This window comes from Streptomyces sp. NPDC048606 (genome assembly GCF_040650855.1).
GTDB lineage: Bacteria > Actinomycetota > Actinomycetes > Streptomycetales > Streptomycetaceae > Streptomyces.
This window is the reverse complement of the sequence record NZ_JBEZIB010000041.1, coordinates 21,703-46,313: the sequence shown is the minus strand read 5'-3', so window position 1 is coordinate 46,313 and position 24,611 is coordinate 21,703. Positions and strand designations below refer to the sequence as shown.

General features: G+C 71.0%; 28 protein-coding genes. 10 read left to right on the top strand and 18 right to left on the bottom strand.

The window, feature by feature from the left end:
* Positions 1-35 precede the first annotated feature (35 nt).
* The gene (locus tag AB0D01_RS33470; RefSeq protein ID WP_363061979.1) at positions 36-983 is read right to left on the bottom strand and encodes a hydrogen peroxide-inducible genes activator; all 948 of its coding nucleotides are present in this window, start codon (positions 981-983) and stop codon (positions 36-38) included.
* Between the two features lie 135 nt (positions 984-1,118).
* On the opposite strand from AB0D01_RS33470, the gene AB0D01_RS33465 reads away from it, so the two are divergent.
* The 3 genes from AB0D01_RS33465 to AB0D01_RS33455 all read left to right on the top strand — a co-directional run bounded on the left by AB0D01_RS33465 (position 1,119) and on the right by AB0D01_RS33455 (position 2,995).
* On the top strand, positions 1,119-1,673 hold the full coding sequence (locus AB0D01_RS33465; RefSeq protein ID WP_363061977.1) for a peroxiredoxin: 555 nt from the start codon (positions 1,119-1,121) through the stop codon (positions 1,671-1,673).
* 3 nt (positions 1,674-1,676) lie between these two features.
* Complete coding sequence (locus tag AB0D01_RS33460; protein ID WP_363061975.1) at positions 1,677-2,216, top strand: alkyl hydroperoxide reductase; 540 nt, start codon at positions 1,677-1,679, stop codon at positions 2,214-2,216.
* 143 nt (positions 2,217-2,359) lie between these two features.
* Positions 2,360-2,995, top strand: a complete 636-nt coding sequence (locus tag AB0D01_RS33455; RefSeq protein ID WP_363061973.1) for a VOC family protein — start codon at positions 2,360-2,362, stop codon at positions 2,993-2,995.
* A 37-nt stretch (positions 2,996-3,032) separates the two neighbouring features.
* Here AB0D01_RS33455 and AB0D01_RS33450 read toward each other — a convergent pair whose 3' ends face one another.
* The 5 genes from AB0D01_RS33450 to AB0D01_RS33430 all read right to left on the bottom strand — a co-directional run bounded on the left by AB0D01_RS33450 (position 3,033) and on the right by AB0D01_RS33430 (position 8,814).
* Positions 3,033-3,758, bottom strand: coding sequence for a hypothetical protein (locus AB0D01_RS33450; protein ID WP_363061971.1), 726 nt, complete (start codon positions 3,756-3,758; stop codon positions 3,033-3,035).
* Positions 3,742-5,082 carry an AI-2E family transporter gene (locus AB0D01_RS33445; protein WP_363061969.1) on the bottom strand — a complete coding sequence of 447 codons (1,341 nt, stop codon included), beginning with the start codon at positions 5,080-5,082 and terminating at the stop codon, positions 3,742-3,744. The genes AB0D01_RS33450 and AB0D01_RS33445 overlap by 17 nt, the downstream gene beginning before the upstream one ends.
* Before the next feature lie 126 nt (positions 5,083-5,208).
* On the bottom strand, positions 5,209-5,937 hold the full coding sequence (locus AB0D01_RS33440) for a transglycosylase SLT domain-containing protein (protein WP_363061967.1): 729 nt from the start codon (positions 5,935-5,937) through the stop codon (positions 5,209-5,211).
* 445 nt (positions 5,938-6,382) lie between these two features.
* The gene (locus tag AB0D01_RS33435; RefSeq protein WP_363061965.1) at positions 6,383-7,699 is read right to left on the bottom strand and encodes a PhoH family protein; all 1,317 of its coding nucleotides are present in this window, start codon (positions 7,697-7,699) and stop codon (positions 6,383-6,385) included.
* A 353-nt stretch (positions 7,700-8,052) separates the two neighbouring features.
* Positions 8,053-8,814, bottom strand: a complete 762-nt coding sequence (locus tag AB0D01_RS33430; protein ID WP_249767575.1) for an isoprenyl transferase — start codon at positions 8,812-8,814, stop codon at positions 8,053-8,055.
* 128 nt (positions 8,815-8,942) lie between these two features.
* On the opposite strand from AB0D01_RS33430, the gene mgrA reads away from it, so the two are divergent.
* Positions 8,943-9,980 (top strand): L-glyceraldehyde 3-phosphate reductase, encoded by a 1,038-nt coding sequence (gene mgrA / locus AB0D01_RS33425; protein ID WP_363061962.1) that lies wholly within the window; start codon positions 8,943-8,945, stop codon positions 9,978-9,980.
* Between the two features lie 152 nt (positions 9,981-10,132).
* Here mgrA and AB0D01_RS33420 read toward each other — a convergent pair whose 3' ends face one another.
* Positions 10,133-10,861: an A24 family peptidase gene (locus AB0D01_RS33420; protein WP_363061960.1), complete on the bottom strand. Its 729-nt coding sequence runs from the start codon at positions 10,859-10,861 to the stop codon at positions 10,133-10,135.
* A 61-nt stretch (positions 10,862-10,922) separates the two neighbouring features.
* Here AB0D01_RS33420 and AB0D01_RS33415 point away from each other — a divergent pair, with 61 nt between their 5' ends.
* The 3 genes from AB0D01_RS33415 to AB0D01_RS33405 all read left to right on the top strand — a co-directional run bounded on the left by AB0D01_RS33415 (position 10,923) and on the right by AB0D01_RS33405 (position 13,615).
* Positions 10,923-11,348 carry a DUF192 domain-containing protein gene (locus AB0D01_RS33415; protein WP_363061958.1) on the top strand — a complete coding sequence of 142 codons (426 nt, stop codon included), beginning with the start codon at positions 10,923-10,925 and terminating at the stop codon, positions 11,346-11,348.
* Between the two features lie 36 nt (positions 11,349-11,384).
* Positions 11,385-12,002, top strand: coding sequence for an SMI1/KNR4 family protein (locus AB0D01_RS33410; protein ID WP_363061956.1), 618 nt, complete (start codon positions 11,385-11,387; stop codon positions 12,000-12,002).
* A 323-nt stretch (positions 12,003-12,325) separates the two neighbouring features.
* Positions 12,326-13,615, top strand: coding sequence for an extracellular solute-binding protein (locus AB0D01_RS33405; protein WP_363061954.1), 1,290 nt, complete (start codon positions 12,326-12,328; stop codon positions 13,613-13,615).
* 186 nt (positions 13,616-13,801) lie between these two features.
* Here the strand turns inward: AB0D01_RS33405 and AB0D01_RS33400 are convergent, their stop codons facing one another.
* Positions 13,802-14,428: a hypothetical protein gene (locus AB0D01_RS33400; RefSeq protein ID WP_363061952.1), complete on the bottom strand. Its 627-nt coding sequence runs from the start codon at positions 14,426-14,428 to the stop codon at positions 13,802-13,804.
* 183 nt (positions 14,429-14,611) lie between these two features.
* On the opposite strand from AB0D01_RS33400, the gene AB0D01_RS33395 reads away from it, so the two are divergent.
* Positions 14,612-15,742 (top strand): serine hydrolase domain-containing protein, encoded by a 1,131-nt coding sequence (locus AB0D01_RS33395; protein ID WP_363061950.1) that lies wholly within the window; start codon positions 14,612-14,614, stop codon positions 15,740-15,742.
* 33 nt (positions 15,743-15,775) lie between these two features.
* On the opposite strand, the gene AB0D01_RS33390 is transcribed toward AB0D01_RS33395, so the two are convergent.
* The 3 genes from AB0D01_RS33390 to AB0D01_RS33380 all read right to left on the bottom strand — a co-directional run bounded on the left by AB0D01_RS33390 (position 15,776) and on the right by AB0D01_RS33380 (position 18,902).
* Entirely contained in the window at positions 15,776-16,099 is a 324-nt protein-coding gene (locus AB0D01_RS33390; RefSeq protein ID WP_363061948.1) for a nuclear transport factor 2 family protein, read from the bottom strand.
* A 139-nt stretch (positions 16,100-16,238) separates the two neighbouring features.
* On the bottom strand, positions 16,239-17,072 hold the full coding sequence (locus AB0D01_RS33385; RefSeq protein WP_363061946.1) for a polysaccharide deacetylase family protein: 834 nt from the start codon (positions 17,070-17,072) through the stop codon (positions 16,239-16,241).
* Positions 17,073-17,312: 240 nt separating this feature from the next.
* The gene (locus tag AB0D01_RS33380; RefSeq protein ID WP_363061944.1) at positions 17,313-18,902 is read right to left on the bottom strand and encodes an MDR family MFS transporter; all 1,590 of its coding nucleotides are present in this window, start codon (positions 18,900-18,902) and stop codon (positions 17,313-17,315) included.
* 129 nt (positions 18,903-19,031) lie between these two features.
* Here AB0D01_RS33380 and AB0D01_RS33375 point away from each other — a divergent pair, with 129 nt between their 5' ends.
* Positions 19,032-19,631 (top strand): helix-turn-helix domain-containing protein, encoded by a 600-nt coding sequence (locus AB0D01_RS33375; RefSeq protein WP_363061942.1) that lies wholly within the window; start codon positions 19,032-19,034, stop codon positions 19,629-19,631.
* A 33-nt stretch (positions 19,632-19,664) separates the two neighbouring features.
* Here AB0D01_RS33375 and AB0D01_RS33370 read toward each other — a convergent pair whose 3' ends face one another.
* On the bottom strand, positions 19,665-20,090 hold the full coding sequence (locus AB0D01_RS33370) for a nuclear transport factor 2 family protein (RefSeq protein WP_363061940.1): 426 nt from the start codon (positions 20,088-20,090) through the stop codon (positions 19,665-19,667).
* Between the two features lie 114 nt (positions 20,091-20,204).
* On the opposite strand from AB0D01_RS33370, the gene AB0D01_RS33365 reads away from it, so the two are divergent.
* Complete coding sequence (locus AB0D01_RS33365) at positions 20,205-20,807, top strand: TetR/AcrR family transcriptional regulator (protein ID WP_363061938.1); 603 nt, start codon at positions 20,205-20,207, stop codon at positions 20,805-20,807.
* Here the strand turns inward: AB0D01_RS33365 and AB0D01_RS33360 are convergent.
* The 6 genes from AB0D01_RS33360 to AB0D01_RS33335 all read right to left on the bottom strand — a co-directional run bounded on the left by AB0D01_RS33360 (position 20,804) and on the right by AB0D01_RS33335 (position 24,607).
* Positions 20,804-21,439, bottom strand: coding sequence for an OmpA family protein (locus AB0D01_RS33360; protein ID WP_363061936.1), 636 nt, complete (start codon positions 21,437-21,439; stop codon positions 20,804-20,806). The genes AB0D01_RS33365 and AB0D01_RS33360 overlap by 4 nt on opposite strands.
* 4 nt (positions 21,440-21,443) lie before the next feature.
* On the bottom strand, positions 21,444-22,031 hold the full coding sequence (locus AB0D01_RS33355) for a hypothetical protein (RefSeq protein ID WP_363061934.1): 588 nt from the start codon (positions 22,029-22,031) through the stop codon (positions 21,444-21,446).
* Positions 22,032-22,060: 29 nt separating this feature from the next.
* Positions 22,061-22,714, bottom strand: coding sequence for a pilus assembly protein TadG-related protein (locus AB0D01_RS33350; protein ID WP_363061932.1), 654 nt, complete (start codon positions 22,712-22,714; stop codon positions 22,061-22,063).
* Entirely contained in the window at positions 22,711-22,911 is a 201-nt protein-coding gene (locus tag AB0D01_RS33345) for a hypothetical protein (RefSeq protein ID WP_363061930.1), read from the bottom strand. Before AB0D01_RS33345 ends, AB0D01_RS33350 begins: the two co-directional genes overlap by 4 nt.
* A gap of 110 nt (positions 22,912-23,021) precedes the next feature.
* On the bottom strand, positions 23,022-23,762 hold the full coding sequence (locus AB0D01_RS33340) for a response regulator transcription factor (protein WP_363061928.1): 741 nt from the start codon (positions 23,760-23,762) through the stop codon (positions 23,022-23,024).
* Positions 23,705-24,607 carry a DUF5936 domain-containing protein gene (locus AB0D01_RS33335; protein ID WP_363061926.1) on the bottom strand — a complete coding sequence of 301 codons (903 nt, stop codon included), beginning with the start codon at positions 24,605-24,607 and terminating at the stop codon, positions 23,705-23,707. Before AB0D01_RS33335 ends, AB0D01_RS33340 begins: the two co-directional genes overlap by 58 nt.
* Between the last annotated feature and the right edge of the window lie 4 nt (positions 24,608-24,611).

The following is a 24,611-nucleotide window of genomic DNA, read 5'->3' as shown; positions in this document are numbered from 1 at the left end:
CGCCCGCTCCGGGGCGGTCCCGGATCCGGTCCCGCCTAGTCCGTGGGCCACACCGGGAGCGGGCGTACGGCTTCGCGCAGGGCGCACGCGATGGCCCGGAACTCCTCCTGGCGGGCGGTGCCGGTCCGTATGGCCAGGGCGATCCGCCGCGAGGGGGCCGGCTCCGCGAAGTACCCGGTGGCCAGGTGCTCGTTGCGGGCGGTCTCCAGGCGCAGCGCCGTGCGGGGCAGCAGGGTCACCCCGAGGCCGCCGGCGACGAGTTGGACGAGGGTGGACAGTCCGGCGGCGGTGGTGGTGACGTCGGCGCCGGTGGTGCGGCCGGCCTCGCGGCAGATGTCGAGGGCCTGGTCGCGCAGGCAGTGCCCCTCGTCGAGCAACAGCAGTTGCAGGCCGCGCAGTTCCTCGCGGGGGATGTCCCGGCGTCCGGCCAGCGGGTGCTCGCGGGGGGCGAGCAGGACGAAGTCCTCGTCGAAGATCGGCAGTTCGGTGACCCCGGAGACCCCGAGCGGGACGGCGAGCAGCAGCAGGTCCAGGCGGCCCGCGGCCAACCCCTCCAGCAGCGAGGCCGTCTGTTCCTCGTGCACCTGGAGGTCGACGCGGGGGTAGCGCCGCCGGCAGAGCCCGAGGACGGTCGGCAGCAGGTACGGGGCCACGGTGGGGATCACCCCGAGGCGCAGCACTCCGGTGAAGGGGGCGCGTACCGCCTCCGCCTCCTCCAGGAGCCCGCCCATGGCCTCCAGCACGCTCCGCACCCGTACGGCGATCCGTTCGCCGGCGGGCGAGAGCAGCACCTTGCGGGTGGTGCGCTCCAGCAGCTGCACCCCGAGGGCCTCCTCCAGCGCGGAGACGGCGCCCGAGAGGGCCGGCTGGCTCATTCCGATGGCCGCGGCGGCGTCGCGGAAGTGCAGGTGCTCGGCGACGGCGGCGAAGGCGCGCAGCTGGGCCAGCGTCGGCTGCTTCGGTCCTCTATTACTCACAGCCACTGATAGGTATCTCCGATCGCTCACTGCAAGGGTAGCTATTTCTGTAATCAATGCAGCTGTGTCAGCATGTGAGATACGTCCAACCCCCTCGGAAAGCCCACAAAAGGGTCACTTTCCATTCCGCAAGGAGAGTTCGTGCTCACTGTCGGTGACAAGTTCCCCAGCTACGACCTGACCGCCTGCGTCTCCCTCGAAGCCGGCAGCGAGTTCGCCCAGATCGACCACAAGACCTACGAGGGCAAGTGGCGCGTGGTCTTCTTCTGGCCGAAGGACTTCACCTTCGTCTGCCCGACCGAGATCGCCGCCTTCGGCAAGCTGGACGAGGAGTTCCAGGACCGCGACGCCCAGATCCTCGGCGTCTCCGGCGACTCCGAGTTCGTCCACCACGCCTGGCGCAAGGACCACGCCGACCTGCGTGACCTGCCCTTCCCGATGCTGGCCGACTCCAAGCACGAGCTCATGCAGGCCTGTGGCGTGCAGGGCGAGGACGGCTTCGCGCAGCGCGCCGTCTTCATCGTCGACCAGAACAACGAGATCCAGTTCTCGATGGTGACCGCCGGTTCCGTGGGCCGTAACCCCAAGGAGGTCCTGCGGGTCCTCGACGCCCTGCAGACCGACGAGCTGTGCCCGTGCAACTGGACCAAGGGCGAGAGCACCCTCGACGCCGGCGCCCTGCTGGCCGGTGAGTGACGGATGTCCCTCGACACCCTCAAGTCCGCCATACCGGACTTCGCCAAGGACCTGAAGCTGAACCTCGGCTCGGTCATCGGCAACCAGGACACCCTGACGCAGCAGCAGCTGTGGGGCACGGTCCTGTCCTGCGCCATCGCCGCCCGCTCCCCGCGCGTCCTGCGTGAGCTGGAGCCGGAGGCGAAGGCCGCGCTGACGCCCGAGGCGTACGCGGCCGCCAAGTCCGCCGCCGCGATCATGGCGATGAACAACGTCTTCTACCGCACGCGCCACCTGCTCTCCGACCCGGAGTACGGGACGCTGCGCGCGGGCCTGCGGATGAACGTCATCGGCAACCCCGGCGTGGAGAAGATCGACTTCGAGCTGTGGTCGCTCGCGGTCTCCGCGATCAACGGCTGCGGCCAGTGCCTGGACTCGCACGAGCAGGTCCTGCGCAAGGCCGGCGTGGACCGGGACACGGTCCAGGAGGCCTTCAAGATCGCTTCGGTGATCCAGGCCGTCGCCGTGACCCTCGACGCCGAAGCCGCCCTGGCCGACGCGTAGTCACCCCTCGTACGTCCGTACGGACGAAGGCCCCCGCAGCCGACACCGGCCGCGGGGGCCTTCGCGCGTCCCGGGTCGCGGCCGGCGCGGGCTGCGGGCGTGGCGTCCGGATTTGTGCGGGGTCGTCGGGCCATGATGACGCGGTGCGACTTGATCACGTGTCCTATGCCGTGGCCCGCGACAGCTTCGTGTCGACCGTCCAGTGGATCGGATCGGCCCTCGGAGCCGGGTTCGTCGACGGGGGCGTGCACCCGCGGTTCGGCACCCGCAACTTCATCCTCCCGCTGAGCGGCGGCACCTACGTCGAGGTCGTCACCACCCTCGACCACCCCGCCGCCGACCGCGCCCCCTTCGGCCAGGCCGTCGCGCGGCGCGCCGCCGAGGGCGGCGGCTGGCTCGGCTGGGTGGTCTCCATCGACGACATCGCCCCGGTCGAGGCCCGCCTCGGCCGCACCTCGACCGAGGGCCACCGGGTCCGCCCCGACGGGTTCGACCTGCGGTGGAAGCAGATCGGTCTGCTGGAGCTGCTGGAGGATCCGCAACTGCCCTACTTCCTGCAGTGGTTGGTCCCCACCGAGGAGCGCCCGAGCGCCGACCCGCGCACCTCCACCACCATCCACGGGGTCTCCATCGCGGGCGACGCCGCCTCCATCGCCGAATTCCTCGGCGAACCGGCCGACCACCCCCTCGACCAGATCGACGTCACCTGGGTGGAGGACGAGGAACCGGGCCTGGTGTCGGTCGAGTTCGCCACCGCCCACGGCACGGTCACGATCTGACCGGGGCGGGCCGCCGACCGAAGGGGCGGTCCGGGCTTCAGGTCCCGCCGCGCAGGCGTTTCATCAGCGTGCGCACGTCCTCGATCATCGCCGAGGTGACGGCGTCCTCGTCGAGGGGGTCGCCCCCGTCCCGGTACTCCTGGAGGGTGAGCGTGAAGACCGCGCCCCCGTCGAGGACCCGCAGGCGGGGCGCCGTCACGTTGCGGTCGAACAGGGCGCGCTCGCCCAGGCCCGGCACCTCCTGGACCTCGATGAGCCCCGACCCGGCCTCCGGATCGCCGCTCGGGCCGGCGCCGAACTCGGGCTCGGGGTCGACCTTCTTGTGCAGCTCCACCTGGACGCGCACCTCGTAGCCGGCCCCGCCCTCGTTCCACTGCGTGCCCGTCCCGCAGTACGACCAGTCCACCCGCGGGTCCTCGCCGTGCTTGGGCCGGCCGCGTTCGAAGCGGCCGGTCAGCGCGCCGATGGCGGACAGCGGCGCGTCCTCGCAGAGGTCCTCGGAATGCCGGTAGGCCACCTCGGGCGGCGGCGCGGCGGTGGTGAAACGATCCTGCACGGTGAGGAACCCCGCCCAGAGCGCCGAGGCGGCCACCGCCCCGCCCAGCGCCCACGCCCACGGTCGGCGCGGCGCCCGTAACGGCCGCCCGGGCCCGTCGGGGCCCTCGGGGCCGTCCGGCCCGGCCGGCCCCTCGGCACCCCCGCGCGTCCCCGCGGCGGCCCGCTGCGGGGGCCACTCCCCCTCCAGCTCAGGCTCGCTGATCATCCCCGGCCTCCCGGGTGGTGACGGTCGTGGCCGTCGCCCCGTGCGGCCCCGGACCGGCCGGCGCGGCGTGCCCCTGGTGGCGCTCGTAGGAGTAGGCCCTCAGGTAGCCCACCACGGTGTTGGTGACGGCGACCAGCGGTACCGCCACGACGGCGCCGCCGATGCCCGCGATCATGCCGCCGGCCGCGACGGAGAGCACCACCGCGAGCGGGTGGACCCGTACCGCCCGTCCCAGGATGAAGGGCTGGAGCACGTGGCCCTCGATCTGCTGCACCGCGAGCACCACGACCACCACCATCAGCGCGATGAACGGCCCCTCGGTCACCAGCGCCACCACCACGGCTAGGGCGCCGGAGACCACCGCGCCCACGAGCGGGATGAAGGCGAACAGGAAGATGAACACGGCCAGCGGCACGGCCATCGTCACGTCGAGGAAGTAGAGGCCCAGACCGATGAAGACGGCGTCGATGAGCGCGACGAGCACCGTGCCGCGCACGTACGCCGTCAGGGTCCGCCAGGCGCGCGGGCCGGCGCCCGCGACACCGGGACGGGCGGCGGCCGGCAGCAGGCCGAGCACCCAGGTCCAGATCCGCTTGCCGTCGTAGAGCAGGAACAGCGTCGAGAACATCGCCAGCAGCATGCCGGTCAGCACCTCGAACAGGACCGTCACGCCCTGGAGTCCGGCCGAGGTGATCTGCTCGGTGTTGGTGCCGATGGTCTCGCTGAGGTTCTTCGCGATGTCGTTGATCTGCTTCTCGGTCACGTGGAACGGGCTGTCGAGCGCCCAGCTCTTCAGCTCGTTGATGCCCTCGCGTACACGACTGGACAGGTCGTCCAGGTTGTCCATGACCTGCCAGACCACGAACCAGCCGACGAGGCCGATCACCACGAAGCCGAGGATCGCGGTGACGGCGGTGGCCAGCCCGCGCGGCAGCCCGAGCCGGCGCAGGCGCACCACGAACGGCTGGAGGAGGGCGGTCACCAACATGGCGGCGGCGAAGGCGAGGACGACCAGACGCACTTCGCTGATCACCTTCATCAGCACCCAGAGCATCCCGGCGAGCAGCAGCAGCCGCCAGCTGGCCTCGGCGGCCACCCGCACCCCCCAGGGGATGACGGTCACCGGATCGGGCCGCTCGGGGGCGGCGGGGGGCGCGTACGCCGACGAGCCGCCGGGTTCCCGCGCCGCGTCCGCGACGACCGGGAGCGAGGGCGGTTCGACCGCGCTCTCGGCCTCGACCTCGGCGCGCCGCTCGTCGAGGCGCGCCTCCATGCGGCTCAGTCTGCTGCCGAGCCGACCGAGCCAGCCTGCCCTCTTCGCCATCTCATTCCCTTCCCCCCGTCCACCGCGCCGGTCGCGCTCGTACGGTCACACCCCGCACGACCGTACACGCGAGGAGCCCCGCACCGTAGGACGGTGCGGGGCTCCCCGTGGTTGACCGGGTGTGGGCTAGTACCAGCCGTTGGCCTGGTGGAAGCTCCACGCGCTGCACGGGCTGCCGTAGCGCTCGTTCATGTAGCCCAGGCCCCACTTGATCTGGGTGGCCGGGTTGGTGCGCCAGTCGGCGCCGGCCGAGGCCATCTTCGTGCCGGGCAGGGCCTGGACCAGACCGTAGGCGCCCGAGGAAGAGTTCACGGCCTTGTAGTTCCAGGTGGATTCCTGGTTGATGATGTTGGAGAAGCACTGGAACTGCCCGGAGGGCACCAGCTGCCGGGCGATCTCCTTGACCTGGGCGACCGTGTAGGAGCCCTGGACGGGGAAGTCGCCGGCGTCGCGGGTGGCGGACCGGCTCGCGACCTCGCCCTCCTTCTCCCGCTCGGCCTTGAGCTTGGCGTCGGCCTCTTCCTTGTCCTTCTTCGCCTTCTCGGCCTTCTCCGCCTCGGCCTTCTTGGCCTTGGCGTCCTCGGCGGCCTGGAGGCGGGCGGCCTCCTCGGTGGAGCGCTTGGCGTCGGCGTCGGCCGCGTGGGCGATGCTGTCGGCCTGCTGCGCGAGGGTGGCGCTCTGGACCTGTGCCTGCTCGCCGACCGGGACCTCGGCCAGGAGCGTCGCGCCGGACGCGGTCGTCTCGAGGTCGTTCGAAGAGGAGGCGTCGCCAGTGGCGACGCCGACTACTGCGCCGACGGTGGTGACCGCGGTGGCCGAAGCCACGGCGAACCCCCGGACCGAGATCCGGCTCACACGGTGTCCTTCCAGCAGCGTCCGCAGTGACCGCGCGGGCGCGAGAGTGCCCCTTCGACACTGGTCTCCGGGGTGGTGCGATCACTGGAGACACGGGCCCGTGGGCAACTCCCCTGCGGGGGCTGCCGCGTGAAACCGGGCGGCATACGGTCATCGGCTGTGGAGTTGTGGTGCTGCGCGCATCGCTCGTCGGTACGACGGGAGATACAGGTGTGCCGTATGCGGGGCCTGACGGAAACCAGACTCTGCCGGACCCCGACGCCGCAAGGCAATTCCGCGTTGCGTGGGAAAGGTCACACCAGGGATGTCGCGTCTGTTTTCGACAAAGGCCTGTGCGACGCGACGCCGCCCGGCTAGGCTCTCGGACCTTTGCCGGGCGGCGTCAACTCATCATCCCGCTATGCGGTTTTTGACCGGTTCGGAACCAGTGCCTCCGCTGTCCGGGTCAGAGCGTTTCGAGCATCTCCGTCACCAACGCGGCGATCGGAGAGCGTTCGGAGCGCGTCAGCGTGACGTGCGCGAAGAGCGGATGCCCCTTCAGCTTCTCGACCACGGCGACGACCCCGTCGTACCGACCGACCCTCAGGTTGTCCCGCTGGGCCACGTCGTGGGTGAGGACCACCCGCGAGTTGGCCCCGATCCGGGACAGGACGGTCAGCAGGACGTTGCGCTCCAGGGACTGGGCCTCGTCCACGATCACGAAGGCGTCGTGCAGCGAGCGACCGCGGATGTGCGTGAGCGGGAGGACCTCCAGCATCCCCCGGTTCAGCACCTCCTCGATGACCTCGCGCCCGGCGACCGCCGAGAGGGTGTCGAAGACCGCCTGCGCCCAGGGGCTCATCTTCTCGGAGGCGTCACCGGGCAGGTACCCGAGGTCCTGGCCGCCGACCGCGTACAGCGGCCGGAAGACCATCACCTTCTGATGCTGCCTCCGCTCCAGCACCGCCTCCAGGCCCGCGCACAGGGCCAGCGCCGACTTGCCGGTGCCGGCCCGGCCGCCCATCGAGATGATCCCGATCTCCGGGTCGAGCAACAGGTCGAGGGCGATGCGCTGCTCGGCGCTGCGGCCGTGCAGCCCGAAGGCCTCCCGGTCGCCGCGGACCAGCCGTACGTTGCCGTCGGCCGTGACACGGCCGAGGGCCTTGCCGCGCTCGGACTGGAGGACCAGCCCGGTGTGCACGGGCATTTCCGCGGCCTCCGGGACGTACAGCCGCTCCTCGGAGTAGAGGAGGTCGACCTGTTCGCCGGAGAGGGCGAGCTCGCTCATGCCGGTCCAGCCGGTGGCGGTGATGGCGAGTTCGGCGCGGTATTCCTCCGCGAGCAGCCCCACGGAGGAGGCCTTGATGCGCAGCGGGAGGTCCTTCGAGACGACCGTGACGTCGTAGCCCTCGGCCTGGAGGTTGCGGGCGACGGCGAGGATCCGCGAGTCGTTGTCCCCCAGCCGGAAGCCGGCGGGCAGGACGCCCGGGTCGGAGTGGTTGAGCTCGACGCGCAGGCTGCCGCCCAGATCGCCCAACGGGATGGGGGCGTCGAGGCGACCGTGGCGAACCCGGAAGTCGTCGAGCAGGCGCAGGGCCTGGCGCGCGAAGTAGCCGAGTTCGGGATGGTGCCTCTTGGCCTCCAGCTCGGTGATCACCACGATCGGGAGCACGACCTCGTGCTCGTCGAATCGGGAGAACGCGTTGGGGTCTGCCAGCAGGACGCTGGTGTCGAGGACGTAGGTCCGCCTGTCGGGCAGGCGGCGCTTTGTGCTGGTCACCACGGAAGGACGTACCCCCTCGGAAGAGGTCGGGCCATGAAGACCGGACCGGTCAACGGCTCCCATGCCAGGGCCGCTTTCCGGCCCTCCAATCCGTCCGTGCGAACCGCACGCTCGTCCTGGTGCAAAGGGCCTCCCGGGCGGACGGCCCTGTGCCGTCCGCTGAGACTCGACACCCGTGGATCGGGCGTCGACCTGCCTGGGTTATGCCCTCGAACGCGGGCCGCCATGCCATGGCATATGACGGACGCTCGGTGAACCCCTGGTGAAGGCCTCGTGGGAGGGGCGGGTGTGACGCGGGGGTGTCCGGCCCGTGGTGTCCGGGTGCCGCGCGGGGAGCCGGGGGGCTCCCGTGCTCAGGTCCCGTACCGCCGGTGACGGGCGGCGTAGTCGCGCAGGGCGCGCAGGAAGTCGACCTTGCGGAAGGCCGGCCAGAACACCTCGCAGAAGTAGTACTCGGAGTGCGCGCTCTGCCACAGCATGAATCCGGACAGCCGCTGTTCGCCGCTGGTGCGGATCACGAGGTCCGGGTCGGGCTGGCCGCGCGTGTAGAGGTGCTCCGCGATGTGGTCGATGTCGAGGACCTCGGCGAGCTCCTCGAAGGAGGTGCCCTTCTCCGCGTGTTCCAGGAGCAGCGAGCGGACCGCGTCGGCGATCTCCTGTCGGCCGCCGTAGCCCACGGCGACGTTGACGAGTATCCCCTTGACGTCGTGCGTGGCCTGCTCGGCCTCCTTCAGCACGGTCTGGGTGCGCGAGGGCAGGATGTCCAGGTTGCCGACGTGGTGGACGCGCCAGCGGCCGTCCTCGGCCAGTCCCCGGACCGTGTTCTCGATGATGTTGAGCAGCGGCCGGAGCTCGACCTCCGGCCGGTCCAGGTTGTCGGTGGAGAGCATCCACAGCGTGACGACCTCGACGTCCGTCTCCGTGCACCAGCCGAGCATCTCGGAGATCTTGTCGGCGCCGGCCTGGTGGCCCTGCTCCGTCGTGCCTCCGGACGCCTTGGCCCAGCGCCGGTTCCCGTCCAGGATCACGCCGATGTGCTTGGGCGACGCGTCATGGTCGAGGCGGCCTTCCACCCGGCGTGCATAGAGCCTGTACACCAGGTCGCGCAGCTTCACGATCTTCGAGCCCCTCCGTGCAATGCCCCCGTGCCGATTGCGGTCTCCCCCGAGGTCCGCCACATTACTGCGCGCCGGGATCGGGTACCCAACTCGGTCTGTCACAAGTCCGTGATAGGGAGGACATCGTGACTGATAACAATCCCTATCGGGCAGAGCCCTCCCGCTACGACTCCATGCCCTACCGGCGCACGGGTCGCAGCGGCCTCAAGCTCCCCGCCATCTCCCTCGGCCTCTGGCACAACTTCGGCGACGACCGGTCGCTGGAGTCCCAGCGCTCGATCCTGCGCCGCGCCTTCGACCTCGGCGTGACCCACTTCGACCTGGCCAACAACTACGGCCCGCCGCCCGGCTCCGCCGAGCTGAACTTCGGCAAGATCTTCGCCCAGGACTTCGCGCGGTACCGCGACGAGCTGGTCCTCTCCACCAAGGCCGGCTACCTGATGCACCCCGGCCCCTACGGCGAGTGGGGCAGCCGCAAGTACCTGCTGAACTCGCTCGACGCCTCGCTGAAGCGGATGGGCGTCGACCACGTCGACATCTTCTACTCGCACCGCTTCGACCCGGAGACCCCGCTGGAGGAGACCATGGGCGCGCTCGCGTCCGCGGTGGCCCAGGGCAAGGCGCTCTACGTCGGCGTCTCCTCCTACACGGCCGAGCAGACGGCGGAGGCCGCGCGGATCCTCACCGACATGGGCGTGCGCCCGCTGATCCACCAGCCCTCGTACTCCATGATCAACCGCTGGACGGAGGAGGACGCGCTGCTGGACACCCTGGAGGACGCCGGCATGGGCTGCATCTCCTTCGCGCCGCTCGCCCAGGGCATGCTCACCGGCAAGTACCTCCAGGGCATCCCGGAGGGCTCGCGGGCCAGCCAGGGCAAGTCCCTGAACCCCTCGCTGCTGTCGCCGGACGTGCTGCGGCGCCTGGAGGGGCTGAACGAGATCGCCGCGCGGCGCGGCCAGTCGCTGGCCCAGCTGGCGCTGACGTGGGTGCTGCGCGACGACCGGATGACCTCGGCCCTCATCGGGGCGTCGAGCGTGCGGCAGCTGGAGGAGAACGTCGCGGCACTGGCCGGCGAGCCCCTCTCGGCGGAGGAACTGAAGGAGATCGACTCCTTCGCGGTGTCCACCCCCGGCACCAACATCTGGGCCCAGCGCGGCTGACCTGCGGCGATGCCCCGGGCTTGAGGAAATCCTGAGGAAAGCGCGGGAAAAGAAAAAACGGGCCGGTCCGTGGGGGGGATACGGACCGGCCCGAGGGGGGGGTTCCACCATAACCCTTCGTAAAGCCTGATGCGTGCATCGGCGCCAAATGATTACGCTCCGAATCCGCCCAGCAGCATTCCGGTGAGGGCTCCGGCGGCCATGAAGGGGCCCAGGGCGAAACCCGTCCGGCGGGTCGCCCGGCCGAGAAACACAAGGCCGAGGCCGTACAGGGCGCCGTAGAGGAGGCCGAGGAAGGCTCCGGCGATCCATACCCCCCACCCGTACCACCCAAGAGCGACCCCCAGCGCGAGCGCCAGCTTGACGTCGCCGAGGCCCATCCCGGCCGGGTTGATCAGGTACAGCAGGAGGTACGCCGCCCCGAGCGCGCCCCCGCCCAGCAGCGCGAGCCGCCACGACCCGGCGGCGCCGGGCAGCAGGGCGGCGAGGCCGAGCAGGGCGGCCGTGGCGGCGGCGAGCGGGAGGGTGAGCACGTCGGGCAGGCGGTGCACGGCCAGGTCGACCAGGGCCAGCAGCACCAGCGCCGGGGCGAGCGCGACGAACACCGCCGTCTCGGGGCGCGGGCCCGACGCGGCCGCGAGGGCGGCGCACACGGCCGCGCCGGCCACTGCGGCGAGGAGGCCGACCCGGCCCGCCCCGTAGCCGTGCCCCGGCGCGCGGCAGCGGGCGGGCCCGAGCCAGCCGGGGACCCGGTGCCCGTCGGGACACAGCTCTCGCCAGGGCTCCCCCGCCGGGGCGGACAGTCGGTAGACGGCGCGCGGCAGCAGCAGCCCGGCGGTCGCCCCGTACGCGACGGCGATGACGATCACGAATACCCGCACCCGCCGAAGGTAGCCCCGTCGTGATCCGCGGGACAGCCCCGTCAGGGCCTACGCTGCCGCCATGGGGCGCTGGCGGGACGGTGGGGGCACGCTCGGGGTCGAGGTCGCCGAGGGGGGTCCGTGGGTCGAGGTGCCGCTGGAGGTGGCGGCCTCGTACCGGGCCCGGACGCGCGGCCTGCTCGGGCGCGACGGGGTCGAGGGGGCGCTGCTGTTGACCCCGGCGGCGAGCGTGCACACCTTCGGGATGCGCTTCGCCGTCGACGTGGCCTATCTGGACCGGCGGCTGCGGGTGTTGGCCGTGGTCACCATGCGGCCGGGCCGGCTCGGGCTGCCCCGGCCGCGCTCCCTGCACGTACTGGAGGCCGACGCGGGGGCGATGGCCGGCTGGGGGCTGCGCCCGGGCTGTCGGGTGCGCGTGGCGACGGGGCCGGGCGAGGACCCGAGGGCGGCTCGACCGGGGCCGGCCGGCGACGCCGACGGGCGGTAGGTTGGGGCGGTTGAGCTGGGGTCTCAGGGGAGCGGCATGACGGAGAACGCGCGGATCGGTGCGCTGGAGCAGATCATGCCGGCGACCCACGGGGCCGACGAGGACATCGACTGGCAGGCCGCCGAGGCCGCCTGGGGGACCCGTTTCCCGGCCGACTACGTCGCCTTCATGGGCCGCTTCGGAGCGGGCTCCATCAACGGCGAGGCCTCCATCCTGCTGCCGCTGCCCAAGCCCGGACTCCAGTGGGACCCGGCCGAGATGGCCGAGGAGACCGCGAACGCCCGCCAGATCTGGGCGGACCAGGGCGGCCGGGCCGCCTTCGACGTGGATCCGGAGTCGATCCTCGCCTGGGGGGTCACGGGCGGCTCGGACATCCTGTGCTGGCTGACCGACGGTCCGGACCCGGACCGGTGGCCGGTCCTGGTCGTGGGGCGGCACACGGCCGACGCCTTCGCCGTGTACCCGTACGGCATGGCCGAGTTCCTGCTGCGGCTGTGCTCGGACGAGTTCGACGTGAGCCCCGTCGGGATCACCTTCTGGGACGCCGGGCACATCGGCTTCGTCCACTGGCGCAAGGCCCAGCGGCGCTGGCAGGAGGGCCGCAATCCCGAGACGGGCGAGCCGGACCCGTACGCCGGCGACTTCGCCGACTGACTCCACCGCCCGACGCCGGCCGCCCGCCACCCGCCGCCGACGCCCTCCGCCTGACCACAACCCGCTTCCGACCCGGAATCGGGCTTTTCGGCGTTTCTGTGGACTTCTGCCGCCTCTACGCGCGTCCAAAAGAGCCGACGCATATCGGAAAACACCATGGGGAAATCCCGCACTTGGAGCATTGAACACAAGTGCCGACCCAATGGAACCAACCACCCGGGGGCCAGGAGAGAATTCCGGCCAACGGGCCACGGAGGGACACCCCAGCCCGGAGTAACTCATAAGTAATAACGGGCTCAAAAGAAAATCAGGGGTACCCACCCGTGCGACGGAAAATATTCGGCAGTACGGCCGCCGTGGCCGCTTTCGGCCTGCTGATACCGCTGTCTGCCTGCGGAAGTTCGGAGGCGGGAGGCGGCGGCGACACCCTGCGCCTGATCGCCGCCGAATACGGCGACAACGCGGGCAACAGCTCGAAGGCTTTCTGGGACAAGGTGACGGACGATTTCACCTCCGCCCATCCCGGTATCAAGGTGGAGGTCAAACTCCTGCCGTGGGCCGACATCGACCGCGAGGTCAGCCGCATGGTCCAGGACGGCAAGGCGCCGGACATGGCCCTGATGGGCTCCTACTCCGACTTCGCCGCGCAGGGAAAGCTCTATTCCGCGGAAGAACTCCTCTCGATCTCCGCCGAGGCGAACTTCCTGCCGCCGCTCGCCGAGGCCGGTTCGGTCGGCAACACCCTCTACGGCCTGCCCTTCGTGGCGAGCAGCCGCCTGCTGTTCTACAACGAGACCCTCTTCCGGCAGGCCGGCATCACCGAGGCCCCGAAGACCTGGTCCGCCCTGGAGGCCGCCGCCAAGGCCCTCAAGGGCAAGGGCGTGAAGTACCCGTACGCGCTGCCGCTGGGGCCGGAGGAGGCGCACGCGGAGGCGCTGATCTGGGAGCTGAGCAACGGCGGCGGTTACGCCGACAGCAGCGGCAACTACGCCCTGGCCTCGGAACAGAACGTCTACACCTTCAACTGGCTCAAGGAGAAGCTGGTCGGCCCCGGCCTGACCGGACCGACCCCGCCGTCCCAGCTCAACCGCGCCGACGCCTTCGCTGCCTTCCTGCGCGGCGAGGTCGGCATGGTCAACGGCTACCCCTCCCTCTCCCACGAGGCCCGGGCCAAGGGCATCAGCCTGAAGGCCGTGTCGATGCCGGTCTCGGACGCCCTCGGCGTGGGCGAGACCCCGCCGACCGTCGGCGTGGCCGACTGGATGATGGCGTTCAAGCAGAACGGCAAGAAGGAGGAGATCGGCAAGTTCCTGGACTTCGTCTACCAGGACAAGAACCTGTCGGACTTCGCGGGCCGCTACCATCTGCTGCCCTCGACGGTCACCGCGTCCCGCACCCCGGCGGGCGGCGGCCTCGACGCCATCGACACGGACTTCCTGACCGCCCTGCGCGGCGCGCAGCTGTACCCGGTGAACGACCCGTCGTGGGTGAAGGTCAGCGACAACCTCAAGCGCAACATCGGCCGCGCCGTCGAACCGAACGGCAACCCCAAGGCGGTCCTGGAGGACATCGCCGCGAAGGCCAAGGCCTCCGCGGCGGCTCCGCGGAACTGAACGCGGCACACCCCCCGAAGTCCCGTACGACACAGGACCTTCGACCCCTGTCGCACCCCATCCCGTGCGGCAGAATGACGGGGACGGCACTTGATCCAAGGCCGTGGCCCAGTCGCCCGCCGGGCACCCACAAGGTGCACGGGGCGACAGGCCTTCCTCGCTCCTCCCCCCTCCCCTCCTCGGCGGCTAGATCCCGCCGTGGTTCGCGGCGAACGCCGTCCGGTACTGCTCGCAGCTGGAATCCCAGTTCAGGGTGCCCGTGAGCGTCCCGTAGCCGGTGCGCGTGACCGACCACTCCACCGTGTACACACCGGTGTCGCAGGCGATCCGCCGGTCTCCGGCCACCTTCTCCTTGCCCGTCGCCGGACGGTCCTTCAGCTCCCGGGTGACCTCGCCCGCCTTGGCGCGCTTCGCGTCGCGCAGCACGGCGTGGACGACGATCGGGTGCTTGCCCTCCTTGGTGGTGACGGCCCTCTTGACCAGCGCGGAGTCGGACACCGCCCAGGCGAACTCGTACGAGGGCAGCCAGGCCAGCGTCTTCGGGTCGCCGACCTGGCGTTCCCATTCCCGCGCGCCGTCGGGCCCCGGACGGGTGACGGTCTTGTACTGCACGCCGGGGTAGAACCGGAACTGGCCCTCCACCTTGTGCATGTCGTCCTTCGTCCACATCGACTTCATCTTCTTGCCGTCCCCGGCCGGGTCCTGGAGGTACTTCGCCGCCTCGGCGGCGCCGGCCGGGGCCTGACCGAGGGCGGGGACGAGGGCCGCGACGGCGGCGGCGAGGGCGAGGGCGGCGGTGCGGGTGCGGTTCATGCCCGTACCAACGCCCCGCTCCGGCGGGCCGGAACGAGGCCGTGCGCGCGTTCACCCGTACGGGAGGGCGCCGCGGGGCGGAGGTGACACATTCCCCACCAGGGCGGGAACACCGGCCCTGGGCCTCTGGTTGTCTCGCCTCGCACGACACGAACGACCGATACGAAGCAGCGGGGGACGAACATGAGCGTGACCGTGAACGGCACGGTGGCGGCGGGCTGGGAGAGCGTCCGGGAGGAGTTCGAGGCCTTCGTCGCCGCCGAACCGCACGCGCCGGAGGCGCAGCTGGCGGTAAGTCACCACGGGCGGACCGTGGTGGACCTGTGGGCCGGCGAGGACACCGGGGCGGACACCCTGACCGGGGTCTTCTCGATCACGAAGGCCGCCGCGCACCTGGTGGTCGCCCTCCTCGCGCAGGACGGCGTACTGGACCTGGACCGACCGGTGTCCTCGTACTGGCCGGAGTTCACCGGCCACGGCAAGGAGCGGCTGACGGTGCGGCAGCTCGTCGCGCACGGCTCGGGGCTGATCAACACCCCCGAGGGCCTCTCGTACGAGGAGGTCGCCGACGACGCCCTGATCGCGGAGCGGCTGGCCGGCGCGGAGCCCTACTGGGAGCCCGGGACGGCGTACGGCTACCACGCCTTCGTGATCGGCGCCCTGACGGGCGAGGTGGTGCGCCGGGTGACGGGCCGCACCGTCCAGGAGCTGTACGAGGAGCGCGTGCGGGCCCCGTACGGGCTGGACCTGTACCTGGGGCTGCCGGCGGAGCAGGAGGGCCGTTGGAAGCCGGTCCTGGAGATGCTGCCGACGCCGGAGCAGATCGCGGAGCTCGTCGCCGGCGGGCCGATGCCCGAACTGATGAAGGTGGCCTTCAACGCGCACCGGGAGCCGCCGATGGACATGGTGGCCTACGCCAACCACCCGAAGACGCTGGCCCTCGGTCCGGCCTCGGCGGGCGGCGTCGGCTCGGCGCGCGGCGTGGCCGCCCTGTTCGCGGCGGCCGCCGGCCTGGACGACCGGGGTCCGCTGCTGAAGCCGGACGCGGTGGCCGAGGTGGCCCGTCCGCACACTCCGGACGTAGACGTGGTCACGGCGACCCCGGACCACTTCGGGCTGGGCTTCGAGCGGCAGCCCGCCGTGGGTCCGGAGGCCTTCGGGCACCAGGGCGCTTCGGGCGGCCAGGGCTTCGCCGACCCGGTCACGGGGATCGCGTACGGGTACACGCGCCGCCGCTTCGCCTTCCCGGGCGGGATGGCCCCGGAGAACGAGCGGCTGACGGCGGCGGTGCTGAAGGTCGCGCGCGGTCTGTGAGGACGGGGCCGGCGGGGACGGGGCCGGCGGGGCTCAGGCCTGGCCGGTCTCGAAGCGGCTGACGTGGCCGTCGCCGGTGACCTGGAACCGCCAGGCGGTGCGCATCTCGCCCCAGGTGTCGTTGCGGTAGTCGACGACCAGGGCGCGCCCGCCGTCGGACTCGGAGGCGACGGCCATGTGGCCGTTGCAGGAGAAGATCTCGCGTTCGGTCCAGTCGGCGACGTCCCGGTCGGAGCCGTCGTCGGACATGGTCGCGCCGGGGGTCAGGAGCGCCGTGAAGGCCGCGCGGTCGCCGGCGTTGACGGCGTGGACGAAGGCGCGGACGGTCGGGTCGGTGAGCTGGTCCGGCTGGATCACGGGGTCTCCTGGTCGCGCGTGGGACGGGTGGGGTGGCGCGTACGGTGCTGCGTGCGCGACCAGGGAACACCCCGGGCGGGTCCGGGGGGTCGACCGTCACCCGTTCGCAGCCGGACGGCGTGTCAGGGTCCGGCGGTCCTCAGGGGGACTCGGGCGCCGTACGGATCGGGAAGCCGGTCGGGCGGCCCTGTTCCTTCAGCCAGGTCAGGACCTGGTCGAGGGCGATGACGGTCTGCCGGCGGTCGCCGCCCCCGTCGTGGAAGAGCAGGGTGGGGCCGTTGCCGATCTCGCGCTTGACGGTGTCGACGATGGCGGCGGCTCCGGGCTTGGCGAAGTCCTTGGTGTCGACGTTCCAGCCGAGCGGGCGCATCCCGGCCGCGGCGGCGATGCGGCGGCTGTCGGGGGTGAAGGCCCCGCCGGGGGCGCGGTAGTACTCGACCTTCGCGCCGCCGCCGGCCGCTTCCTCGATGAGCTTCTTCGCGTCGAGGATCTGTGCCCGCTGGTAGGCGACGGGCTTCTTGTCCATGCCCGTGTCGTGGGTCATGGAGTGGTCGCAGAGCCGGTGGCCGGCGGCGACGACCCGCTTGACCAGGTCGGGGTGGGCCTTGGCCTGGGGGCCGATCATGCAGAAGGTGGCCTTGGCTCCGTGCCGGGCCAGGGCGTCCAACACCTGCGGGGTCCAGCGGGGGTCGGGGCCGTCGTCGATGGTGATGTTGACGGCGTCGCCGCCCGCCTCGGAGAGGTGGGCGATGGTCTCGGGTATGCCGGAGGGGGAGCCCGCCGAGGAACCCGCCGAGGGGCCGGAGCCGGCCGGGCCGTCGTCCGTACGGGACTGGCTTCCGGCGGGCCGCCCGGCGTCGCCGTCGGTCGTGACCAGGGCGGTGACTCCCCATATGGTCGCGGCGACGGCGACGGCCGAGGCTCCCACGGCGATCCGGGACCGGAGGCCTCCGTGCTTCTGCGTACGCGTCATGTGTCCACTCCCCATCCGCCCTTGAAAGGGTCTTGTGGGTCATGACGCCTTGGATTGGTGAGGGGTTCCGCTCAATTGCCCCATAAATTACAGGTAATAAGGACTTTGGTCCTTCATGGCCCCGAATGACACTTCCGACCGCTTCCGTCACACGGCCGCACGACGAAGGCGGGTGCCGCCCCGGGAGGACCCGGGGCGGCACCCGCCTTCGTGATGCGGCTCGGTGCGGCTCGGTGCGGCTCAGTGCGCGAAGGTGTCCTGCGGGGCCGCGGCCCCCTTGGCCTGTTCGCCCGCGGCCTGCGCGGCCGGGCCGGCGCCCCGCAGCGGGACCTCCTTGACGAACCAGGCCGCCAGGAAGCCCAGTACGGCGATGGCCGCTCCGAGCAGGAAGGCGGAGTGGGTGCCGGCGGCCACCGCGTGCTGGTAGGCGTCACGGACCTGCTCGGGCAGCTTGGCCAGGCTCGCCGCGTCGAGCTGGGCGGCGCCGGCGGCGTTCGCGGCCTGCGGGCCGAGCCGCTCGGACATGGTGTCCGTGACCCGCCCGGTGAACAGCGAGCCCATGAGGGCCACGCCGAAGGATCCGCCGAGGGTGCGGAAGAGGGTGGCGGAGGAGGAGGCGACCCCCATGTCCTTCATCTCGACGCTGTTCTGCGCGACCAGCATGGTGATCTGCATCAGGAAGCCCAGACCGGCGCCGAGGACGGCCATGTAGACGCCCGAGACCAGGCGCGAGGTGCCGGTGTCCATGGTCGCGAGCAGGAACATGCCGACGACCATGAGCGCGCCGCCGATGATCGGGAACATCTTGTACTTGCCGCTGTTGGTGGTGATCCGGCCCGCGACGAGCGAGACGAGCATCATCGAGAGCAGCATCGGCAGGAGCAGCAGGCCCGAGTTGGTGGCCGAGGCGCCCTGCACCGACTGCTGGAACAGCGGGAGGTAGAGCACGCCGCCGAACATCGCGAAGCCGACGAGGAAGCCGATCACGGACATCAGGGTGAAGTTGCGGCTGCGGAAGATGTGCAGCGGCATGACCGGCTCGGCCGCCTTGGTCTCGGCGTAGAGGAAGGCCGCGGTGGAGAGCACGCCGACGACGATCAGGCCGATGATCTGGGCGGAGCCCCAGGCGTACTCGGTGCCGCCCCAGGTGGTGAGGAGGACGGTGGAGGTGATCGCGATCGTCAGCAGCGCCGCGCCGATGTAGTCGATCTTCGGTCGGACTCCGTCCGCCTTCTTGGGCAGGTGCAGGACCGCGGTGACCATGGCGAGCGCGACGGCGCCGAGCGGGAGGTTGATGTAGAAGGACCAGCGCCAGCCCATGTGGTCGGTGATGGTGCCGCCGACGAGCGGGCCGCCGATCATGGCGAGGGCCATCACGCCGGCCATCATGCCCTGGTACTTGCCGCGTTCGCGGGGCGGGATCAGGTCGCCGATGATCGCCATGACGCCGACCATCAGGCCGCCGGCGCCGAGGCCCTGGATGGCGCGGAAGCCGATGAGCTGACCCATGTCCTGGGCCATGCCGCTGAGGGCGGAGCCGATCAGGAAGATGACGATCGAGGTGAGGAAGGAGCCCTTGCGCCCGTACAGGTCGCCGATCTTGCCCCAGATGGGCGTGGAGGCGGCGGTGGCGAGGGTGTAGGCGGTCACCACCCACGAGAGGTGTTCGAGACCACCGAGCTCGCCGACGATCGTCGGCATGGCGGTACCGATGATCATGTTGTCGAGCATGGCCAGCAGCATCGCGATCATCAGGGCCATGAGGACGACGCGGACGCTGCGCGGCTTCACCTCCCCGGACTTCGCCGTCGGCTTGACTGTCTCGGTCATTTCCACTCCCCTGGCACCAGCGCTTCCTCGCCCGGCCGGGAACTTACTTGTCGCCCGGCTAGTTCACTACACTGGGGAAGGTAGACCCGGCACTAGCCGGGCGTCAAGTAAGCAAGCATGGGGAGAGTCATGTCCAGCAGCTCCGGCGGCGCGGTTCCGCAGGGCAGGCGCGGAAACACGCGCCAGCGCATTCAGGACGTCGCGCTGGAGCTCTTCGCGGAGCAGGGGTACGAGAAGACCTCGCTCCGGGAGATCGCGGAGCGGCTGGAGGTCACGAAGGCGGCGCTGTACTACCACTTCAAGACCAAGGAAGACATCATCATCAGCGTCTTCGAGGACCTCACCCGGCCGATCGACGAGCTGATCGAATGGGCGGGGGAACAGCCCCGGACCCTGGAGACCAAGCGCGAGGTGCTGCGCCGCTACAGCGAGGCGATGGCCTCGGGCGCCCCGCTGTACCGCTTCATGCAGGAGAACCAGGCGACGATGCGGGAGCTGAGCATCGGCGAGACGGTCAAGAAGCGGCTCTTCACGCTGGTGGAACTCCTGCGCACGGAGGAGGGCCCGCTGACCGACCAGGTGCGCTGCGTGAGCGCCCTGTTCACCCTGCACGCGGGGATGATGTTCCTCCAGCACGTGGAGGGCGATCCGGAGGAGACCCGGCTCGCGGCCCTGGAGGTCGCGACGGACCTCATCACGCGGGCGCACGGCGCGGACGACGCGGCCTGAGCGGACGAGGCAGCCCGAGCTGCCGAGCTGCCACTAGGCGAGGCGGCGGTCCTCGGGGGCGATGGGGACGTCGTTGACGCTCGCCTCGCGACGGCGCATCAGGCCGTCGGCGTCGAACTCCCACTGCTCGTTGCCGTGGCTGCGGAACCACCGGCCGACCGCGTCGTGCCACTCGTACTCGAAGCGGACGGAGATGCGGTTTCCGGTGTAGGCCCACAGCTCCTTGCGCAGGCGGTAGTCGAGCTCGCGCTCCCACTTGTCGGCGAGGAAGGCGCGGATCTCGTCACGGCCGGTGAGGAAGCGGTCGCGATTGCGCCAGACGGAGTCCTCCGTGTAGGCGAGGGCGACGCGCTCGGGGTCGCGACTGTTCCAGGCGTCCTCGGCGGCCTGGACCTTGGCGCGGGCGGACTCCTCGGTGAAGGGGGGCAGGGGCGGACGTACGGCGGACTCGGAGCTCATGAGGGCGGCCTTTCGCTACGGCTCGACTCGGGGGGTGCGAGGAGAACGATCGTTCTCCCCACACCCTAGAGAACGACCGTTCTCCCCGCAAGGGATCTGGACTACCCTTCCCCCATGACCCCCCGCACGGCTCCCCCCACCGACGACGAACAGACCCGGACCCGCCTGCTGGACGCGGCCGAGGCCCTGTTCTACGCCGAGGGCGTGCAGGCCGTCGGCATGGACCGCGTCCGAGCGGAGTCCGGGGTCGCGCTCAAGCGGCTCTACCGGCTCTACCCGTCGAAGGAAGCGCTGGTCACCGCCTACCTGGAGCGGCGCGACCGGCGCTGGATCCGGAGCCTGCGGCAGGCCGTGACGGGCGCCCCGGACCCGGTGGCGGCGCTCTTCGCCTGGCTGGAGGACTGGTTCGGGGAACCGGGCTTCCGCGGCTGCGCCTTCCTCAACGCCCACGGGGAACTCGGCGCGGGCCCCGCCGGGGTGCTGGACGTCGTGCGCCGCCACAAGGCGGAGCTGCGGTCCCTGCTCGGCGACCTGGCCCCGGGCGACCCGGTGCTCGCCGACCAGTTGCTGATCCTCGTCGAGGGCGCCACGGCGGTCGCCGCCCTCGACCCCGGCCCCGAACCGGCCCGCCACGCCGCCCGTGCCGCGCACCGCCTCCTGTCGGAACCGGCGCTCGACGGCGGGGGCGCCGAGGCCTCCCCGCAACAGAGCGGCTAGGAGGCTCCCCGGGGGAAGGTGATCTCGACCCGGCGGTTCTTCTTGCGGCCTTCCTCGGTGCCGTTGTCGGCGATCGGGTAGTCCTCGCTGTAGCCGCGGACGTCGTAGGTGACGCCGGGGTTGGTCACGGTCTTGGCCAACTCCGCCTGCACGGCGTCGGCGCGCTGCTTGGACAGCTCCTTGCCGTGCTCGTAGCTGCCCTGGTCGTCGGTGAAGCCGAAGACGCGGACGCGGGTGGCCTTCTGGGTGTTGATCTCGTTGGCGATGGCCTGTATCCGGGCGGACGCCTGGGCGTTGAACACCGCGCTGTTCTCGGGGAACAGCACCTCGGACTGCAACGCCATCATGACGGTCTGGTTCGTCTCCTGCCGCCGCTGCTCACCGCCGAGGTCCTCGACGACCTCGGCGATGTCGAGCACCTTGATGGGCGCGAGGGTCCCGCCCTGGGGGATCTTGAGGCCGGGCGCGTTGGAGTCGATGGCCACGGGCGCCGCGGCGGACGGCTCGGTCCCGGGGGGCACGGAGGGCTGCACCTCGTCGGCGTACGCTCCGGTCGCACCGATCATGTGGGCGCCGGCGATGACGAGCCCGGCGACGGCGGTCGTGGCGGCTGTGCGGTGGCGTTTTGTCATGGGGTCACCCGGAGACCTTGATGGTGGCCGTGTTGAAGGTGGGGAGGCTCATCTCGACCTCCGTCGTGGTGGCCGGCGGCGCCGGGAACTGAGCGAAGAACGGCACCGACTGTCCGGCTTCGATAATGGCGAGGCCGGTGGTGCACAGGCACCTGCCGTCCGTGTCACGGAGCACGTAGTAGCGCTTCTTGCCGGCCTTGTCGACCAGGGTGACACCCGCGACCGATACACCGCTGGCGTTGAGTTCGTTTCCACGCCAAGGAGCCGTGTTGACGTAGGGGGTGGAACCGGTGTTCTTCAACTGACCTTCAACGGTGAGGAATCCCCCCGCGTCGCGGGCCGCCCTGTTGACGGTCAAGGTCATTCCGCCCTCCCCGTTGACTGTGGCGAGCACCTCCGTTGGCGTGGGCTTGGGGCTACCGCTGGGCACCTGCGACTGGGGGGCTTCCCCCTGGGGCTTCGCCGAGGGCTGCTGCCCCGCCTTGGGCTTGTCGTCGCCCCCTTCTCCGCAACCCGCCACCGTGATCGCGAGAACGGCCGCAACGGCGGCGGCCGCTCCCCCACGGATCTTCGCCGAGTGCCGAGTGCTCATCTATGCAGCTTCCTTCTCTCGCGTACGTGTCAGTCGACCAGTCGAACGGTGAAGAGCGCCCTCGCCACCTTGGTCAGTGGACCCGGATTCGCCGGATCCAAAGTGAGCGGCTTCCCGTCGCACAGGAACCTGACACCTCCGGCCCCCGGGGAGGGGCTCGGACTGGGGGTCGGACCGGGCGTCGGCTCCGACGGCTGGGTGGAAGGTGCCGGAGCCGGGACCGAACTCAAAGAACACCGCGGCTTGATGCGCGCCTTGGCGGTCGCCTCGCCGTGCGTTCCCTCCGTGCCAGGCACCACCGATCGCCCGACGGTGCCGTTGGTCGTCACCCGGACGGTGACGACGGGGATGGCCGCTTCGCAGACCGCGGTGGCGTCGTTCAGGGCGGCGAACTCGTCCGCCTTCGCGCATGCCCCCCGGCCGGTGAGCAGGTCGCCGCCTACCAGCCTTCCCCAGTCACCGGGGCCGAGGCTGAGCAGGTCGAGCCCCAGGAAGGCGTTGTCCCTGGCTTCACCGGCGGCCGCCAAGGCGGCGGCGTCGGCGGCGCCCTGCGCGTTGCTGCGGGTGACGCTCGCCTGGCCCACGACGAAGAAGGCCAAAGCGGCGAAGAGCAGGCCGACCACCACCACGATGTAGATCGGGAAGGCCTGCCCCCGGTCTCCGCCCGGTCGCCGCCGGCTCACTTTCCGGCAGTGATACTGGCGACCGCCCCTGTGATCTTGGTGGTGATGGCCTGTCCGATGCCCGTACCGATGATCGCGCCGATGATCACCACGACCACCAGGATGATCCCCAGGTATTCGAACGCCGTCTGGCCGCGGTCTTTCGCGGGCCTGACCGTGTAGCGGTTTCGGATCCTTGCCAGGGTGTTCTGCAACATCGGGGGTTCCTCCCGGGCCGGGGCCGCTGTCGATTTGCGGACGGTACGTTGGGTTACGGGTCGTCACCAAGGGTCCCGGGGCCCAAATGCGGACCCACTGTGCGCGGCGGTCAGCCATGGCCGGTCACTCCCGGACGGGCGGTTCCCAGCCAGCGGGCTATCGCCTCGCTGCGGGTGGTGCTGCGGAGCTTCGCGAAGATGCGGTTGATGTGGTTCTTGACCGTCTTCTCGCTGATGAAGCAGGCTCCGGCGATCTGCTGGTTGCTCATGCCGGACGCGATCAGGTCCATGATCTCCGCTTCCCGCGAACTCAGCCCGTACGTCACCGAGTTGTGCATCCGCTCCGTCGAGGATGCCACAGCTCGTTGCGGCTGCGAAGAGGCCCGGAGGTCCGCGAGGAGGGCCGTCGCCGCCGTCGTCGTGAAGTGGGCGCGGCCCTCGCGGACGTCGCGGACGGCCCGGATCAGGTCCTCGGCGGTGAACTCGCCGTGGACGAGGTAGCCGCCCGCGCCCAGGAGCAGGGCCTCCCGTACGGTGCCGGCGTCGCGGCTGTGGGTCAGCATCAGGACGGGGGCCAGGGTGACCAGGTGCGGGAGGGCGGAGATGCCGTCGACGCCGGGCATGCGGACGTCCAGCAGGATCACGTCCGGGGCGTGGCGGCGCGTCAGGGTCAGGGCCTCGTGGCCGTCGGCCGCCCGGGCGGCGACGTCGAAGCCGCCGGCTTCGCACAGGAGGGCGGCCAGGCCCGCCCGGACGACGGGGTCGTCGTCCGCGATCAGGACGCGGATGGCCATCACCCGCCCCCGAGCAGGGCGCCGAAGTCGACGTCCGCCCCGTAGACGAAGCCACACACGAGGAGGATCAGGGTGCCCGGCAGCATGAACATCGTCACCGCGAAGGTGGCCTTCGGGACGGCCCGGGCGGCCCGGCGGCGGGCGTTCTGGGCGTCGGTGCGCCGCATGTCCTCGGCGATGGCGATGAGGGTGTCGACGATCGGGGAGCCGAGTTCCTCGCCCTGCTGGAGGGCGGTGACGAACTGGGCGACCTGCTCGGAGTCGTTGCGGCGGCGCAGGTCGTCGAAGGCCTGGCGGCGGCTGACGCCCATGTCCATCTGCTGGAGGGTGATCCGGATCTCGTCCGACCAGGGGCCGTCGTACTTGTCGGCGACCCTCTCCAGCGCCTGGCGGAAGCCGAGTCCGGCGCTGACGACGACGGCGAGCACGTCGAGGAAGTCGGGCAGTATCCGCTCGATGTGGTCGCGGCGGACCCGGATCGCGGACCACAGGCCGAACTCGATCCAGAACAGCCCGAAGGCGATCATGAGGAGGGCGGGTACCAGGCGGCCGTTCATCAGCATGGCCAGCGCGCCGAAGCCGCCCAGGAAGCCGTACACGGCGCGGCGTGCCGCGTACCGGTCGATGGTCAGGCCGGCGGGGTTGCCCGCCATGTCGATCTGGCGGCGCTTGCGCGCGACCTGCCTGGGGCCCATCAGGCGCAGGACGAGCGGCGCCCAGCGGATGCCGAGGCGGTCGATGACGGAGCCGACGGCCGTGGTGCGGGTGGCGCCGACCTCCAGGGCGAGGGCGAGGTCGGTGGGGAGTTTGACGTCGGCCCGGTAGAGGCGGATGCCGTGCAGGATGCCGAAGACGGACAGGGCGCAGGTCAGGGCCAGGAGCAGGGGTACGTGCGCGGTCACCGGT

Excerpts from the sequence above, each read along its gene's own strand:
- AB0D01_RS33410 (WP_363061956.1), top strand. The coding sequence starts at position 11,385 with ATGACGGAGAACGCGCGGATCGGTGCGCTGGAGCAGATCATGCCGGCG.
- AB0D01_RS33345 (WP_363061930.1), bottom strand. The coding sequence starts at position 22,911 with ATGTTGCAGAACACCCTGGCAAGGATCCGAAACCGCTACACGGTCAGG.
- AB0D01_RS33395 (WP_363061950.1), top strand. The coding sequence starts at position 14,612 with ATGAGCGTGACCGTGAACGGCACGGTGGCGGCGGGCTGGGAGAGCGTC.
- AB0D01_RS33460 (WP_363061975.1), top strand. The coding sequence starts at position 1,677 with ATGTCCCTCGACACCCTCAAGTCCGCCATACCGGACTTCGCCAAGGAC.
- AB0D01_RS33360 (WP_363061936.1), bottom strand. The coding sequence starts at position 21,439 with ATGACAAAACGCCACCGCACAGCCGCCACGACCGCCGTCGCCGGGCTC.
- AB0D01_RS33450 (WP_363061971.1), bottom strand. The coding sequence starts at position 3,758 with ATGATCAGCGAGCCTGAGCTGGAGGGGGAGTGGCCCCCGCAGCGGGCC.
- AB0D01_RS33375 (WP_363061942.1), top strand. The coding sequence starts at position 19,032 with ATGTCCAGCAGCTCCGGCGGCGCGGTTCCGCAGGGCAGGCGCGGAAAC.
- AB0D01_RS33380 (WP_363061944.1), bottom strand. The coding sequence starts at position 18,902 with ATGACCGAGACAGTCAAGCCGACGGCGAAGTCCGGGGAGGTGAAGCCG.
- AB0D01_RS33370 (WP_363061940.1), bottom strand. The coding sequence starts at position 20,090 with ATGAGCTCCGAGTCCGCCGTACGTCCGCCCCTGCCCCCCTTCACCGAG.
- AB0D01_RS33445 (WP_363061969.1), bottom strand. The coding sequence starts at position 5,082 with ATGGCGAAGAGGGCAGGCTGGCTCGGTCGGCTCGGCAGCAGACTGAGC.
- AB0D01_RS33355 (WP_363061934.1), bottom strand. The coding sequence starts at position 22,031 with ATGAGCACTCGGCACTCGGCGAAGATCCGTGGGGGAGCGGCCGCCGCC.
- AB0D01_RS33365 (WP_363061938.1), top strand. The coding sequence starts at position 20,205 with ATGACCCCCCGCACGGCTCCCCCCACCGACGACGAACAGACCCGGACC.
- AB0D01_RS33415 (WP_363061958.1), top strand. The coding sequence starts at position 10,923 with ATGGGGCGCTGGCGGGACGGTGGGGGCACGCTCGGGGTCGAGGTCGCC.
- AB0D01_RS33400 (WP_363061952.1), bottom strand. The coding sequence starts at position 14,428 with ATGAACCGCACCCGCACCGCCGCCCTCGCCCTCGCCGCCGCCGTCGCG.
- AB0D01_RS33385 (WP_363061946.1), bottom strand. The coding sequence starts at position 17,072 with ATGACGCGTACGCAGAAGCACGGAGGCCTCCGGTCCCGGATCGCCGTG.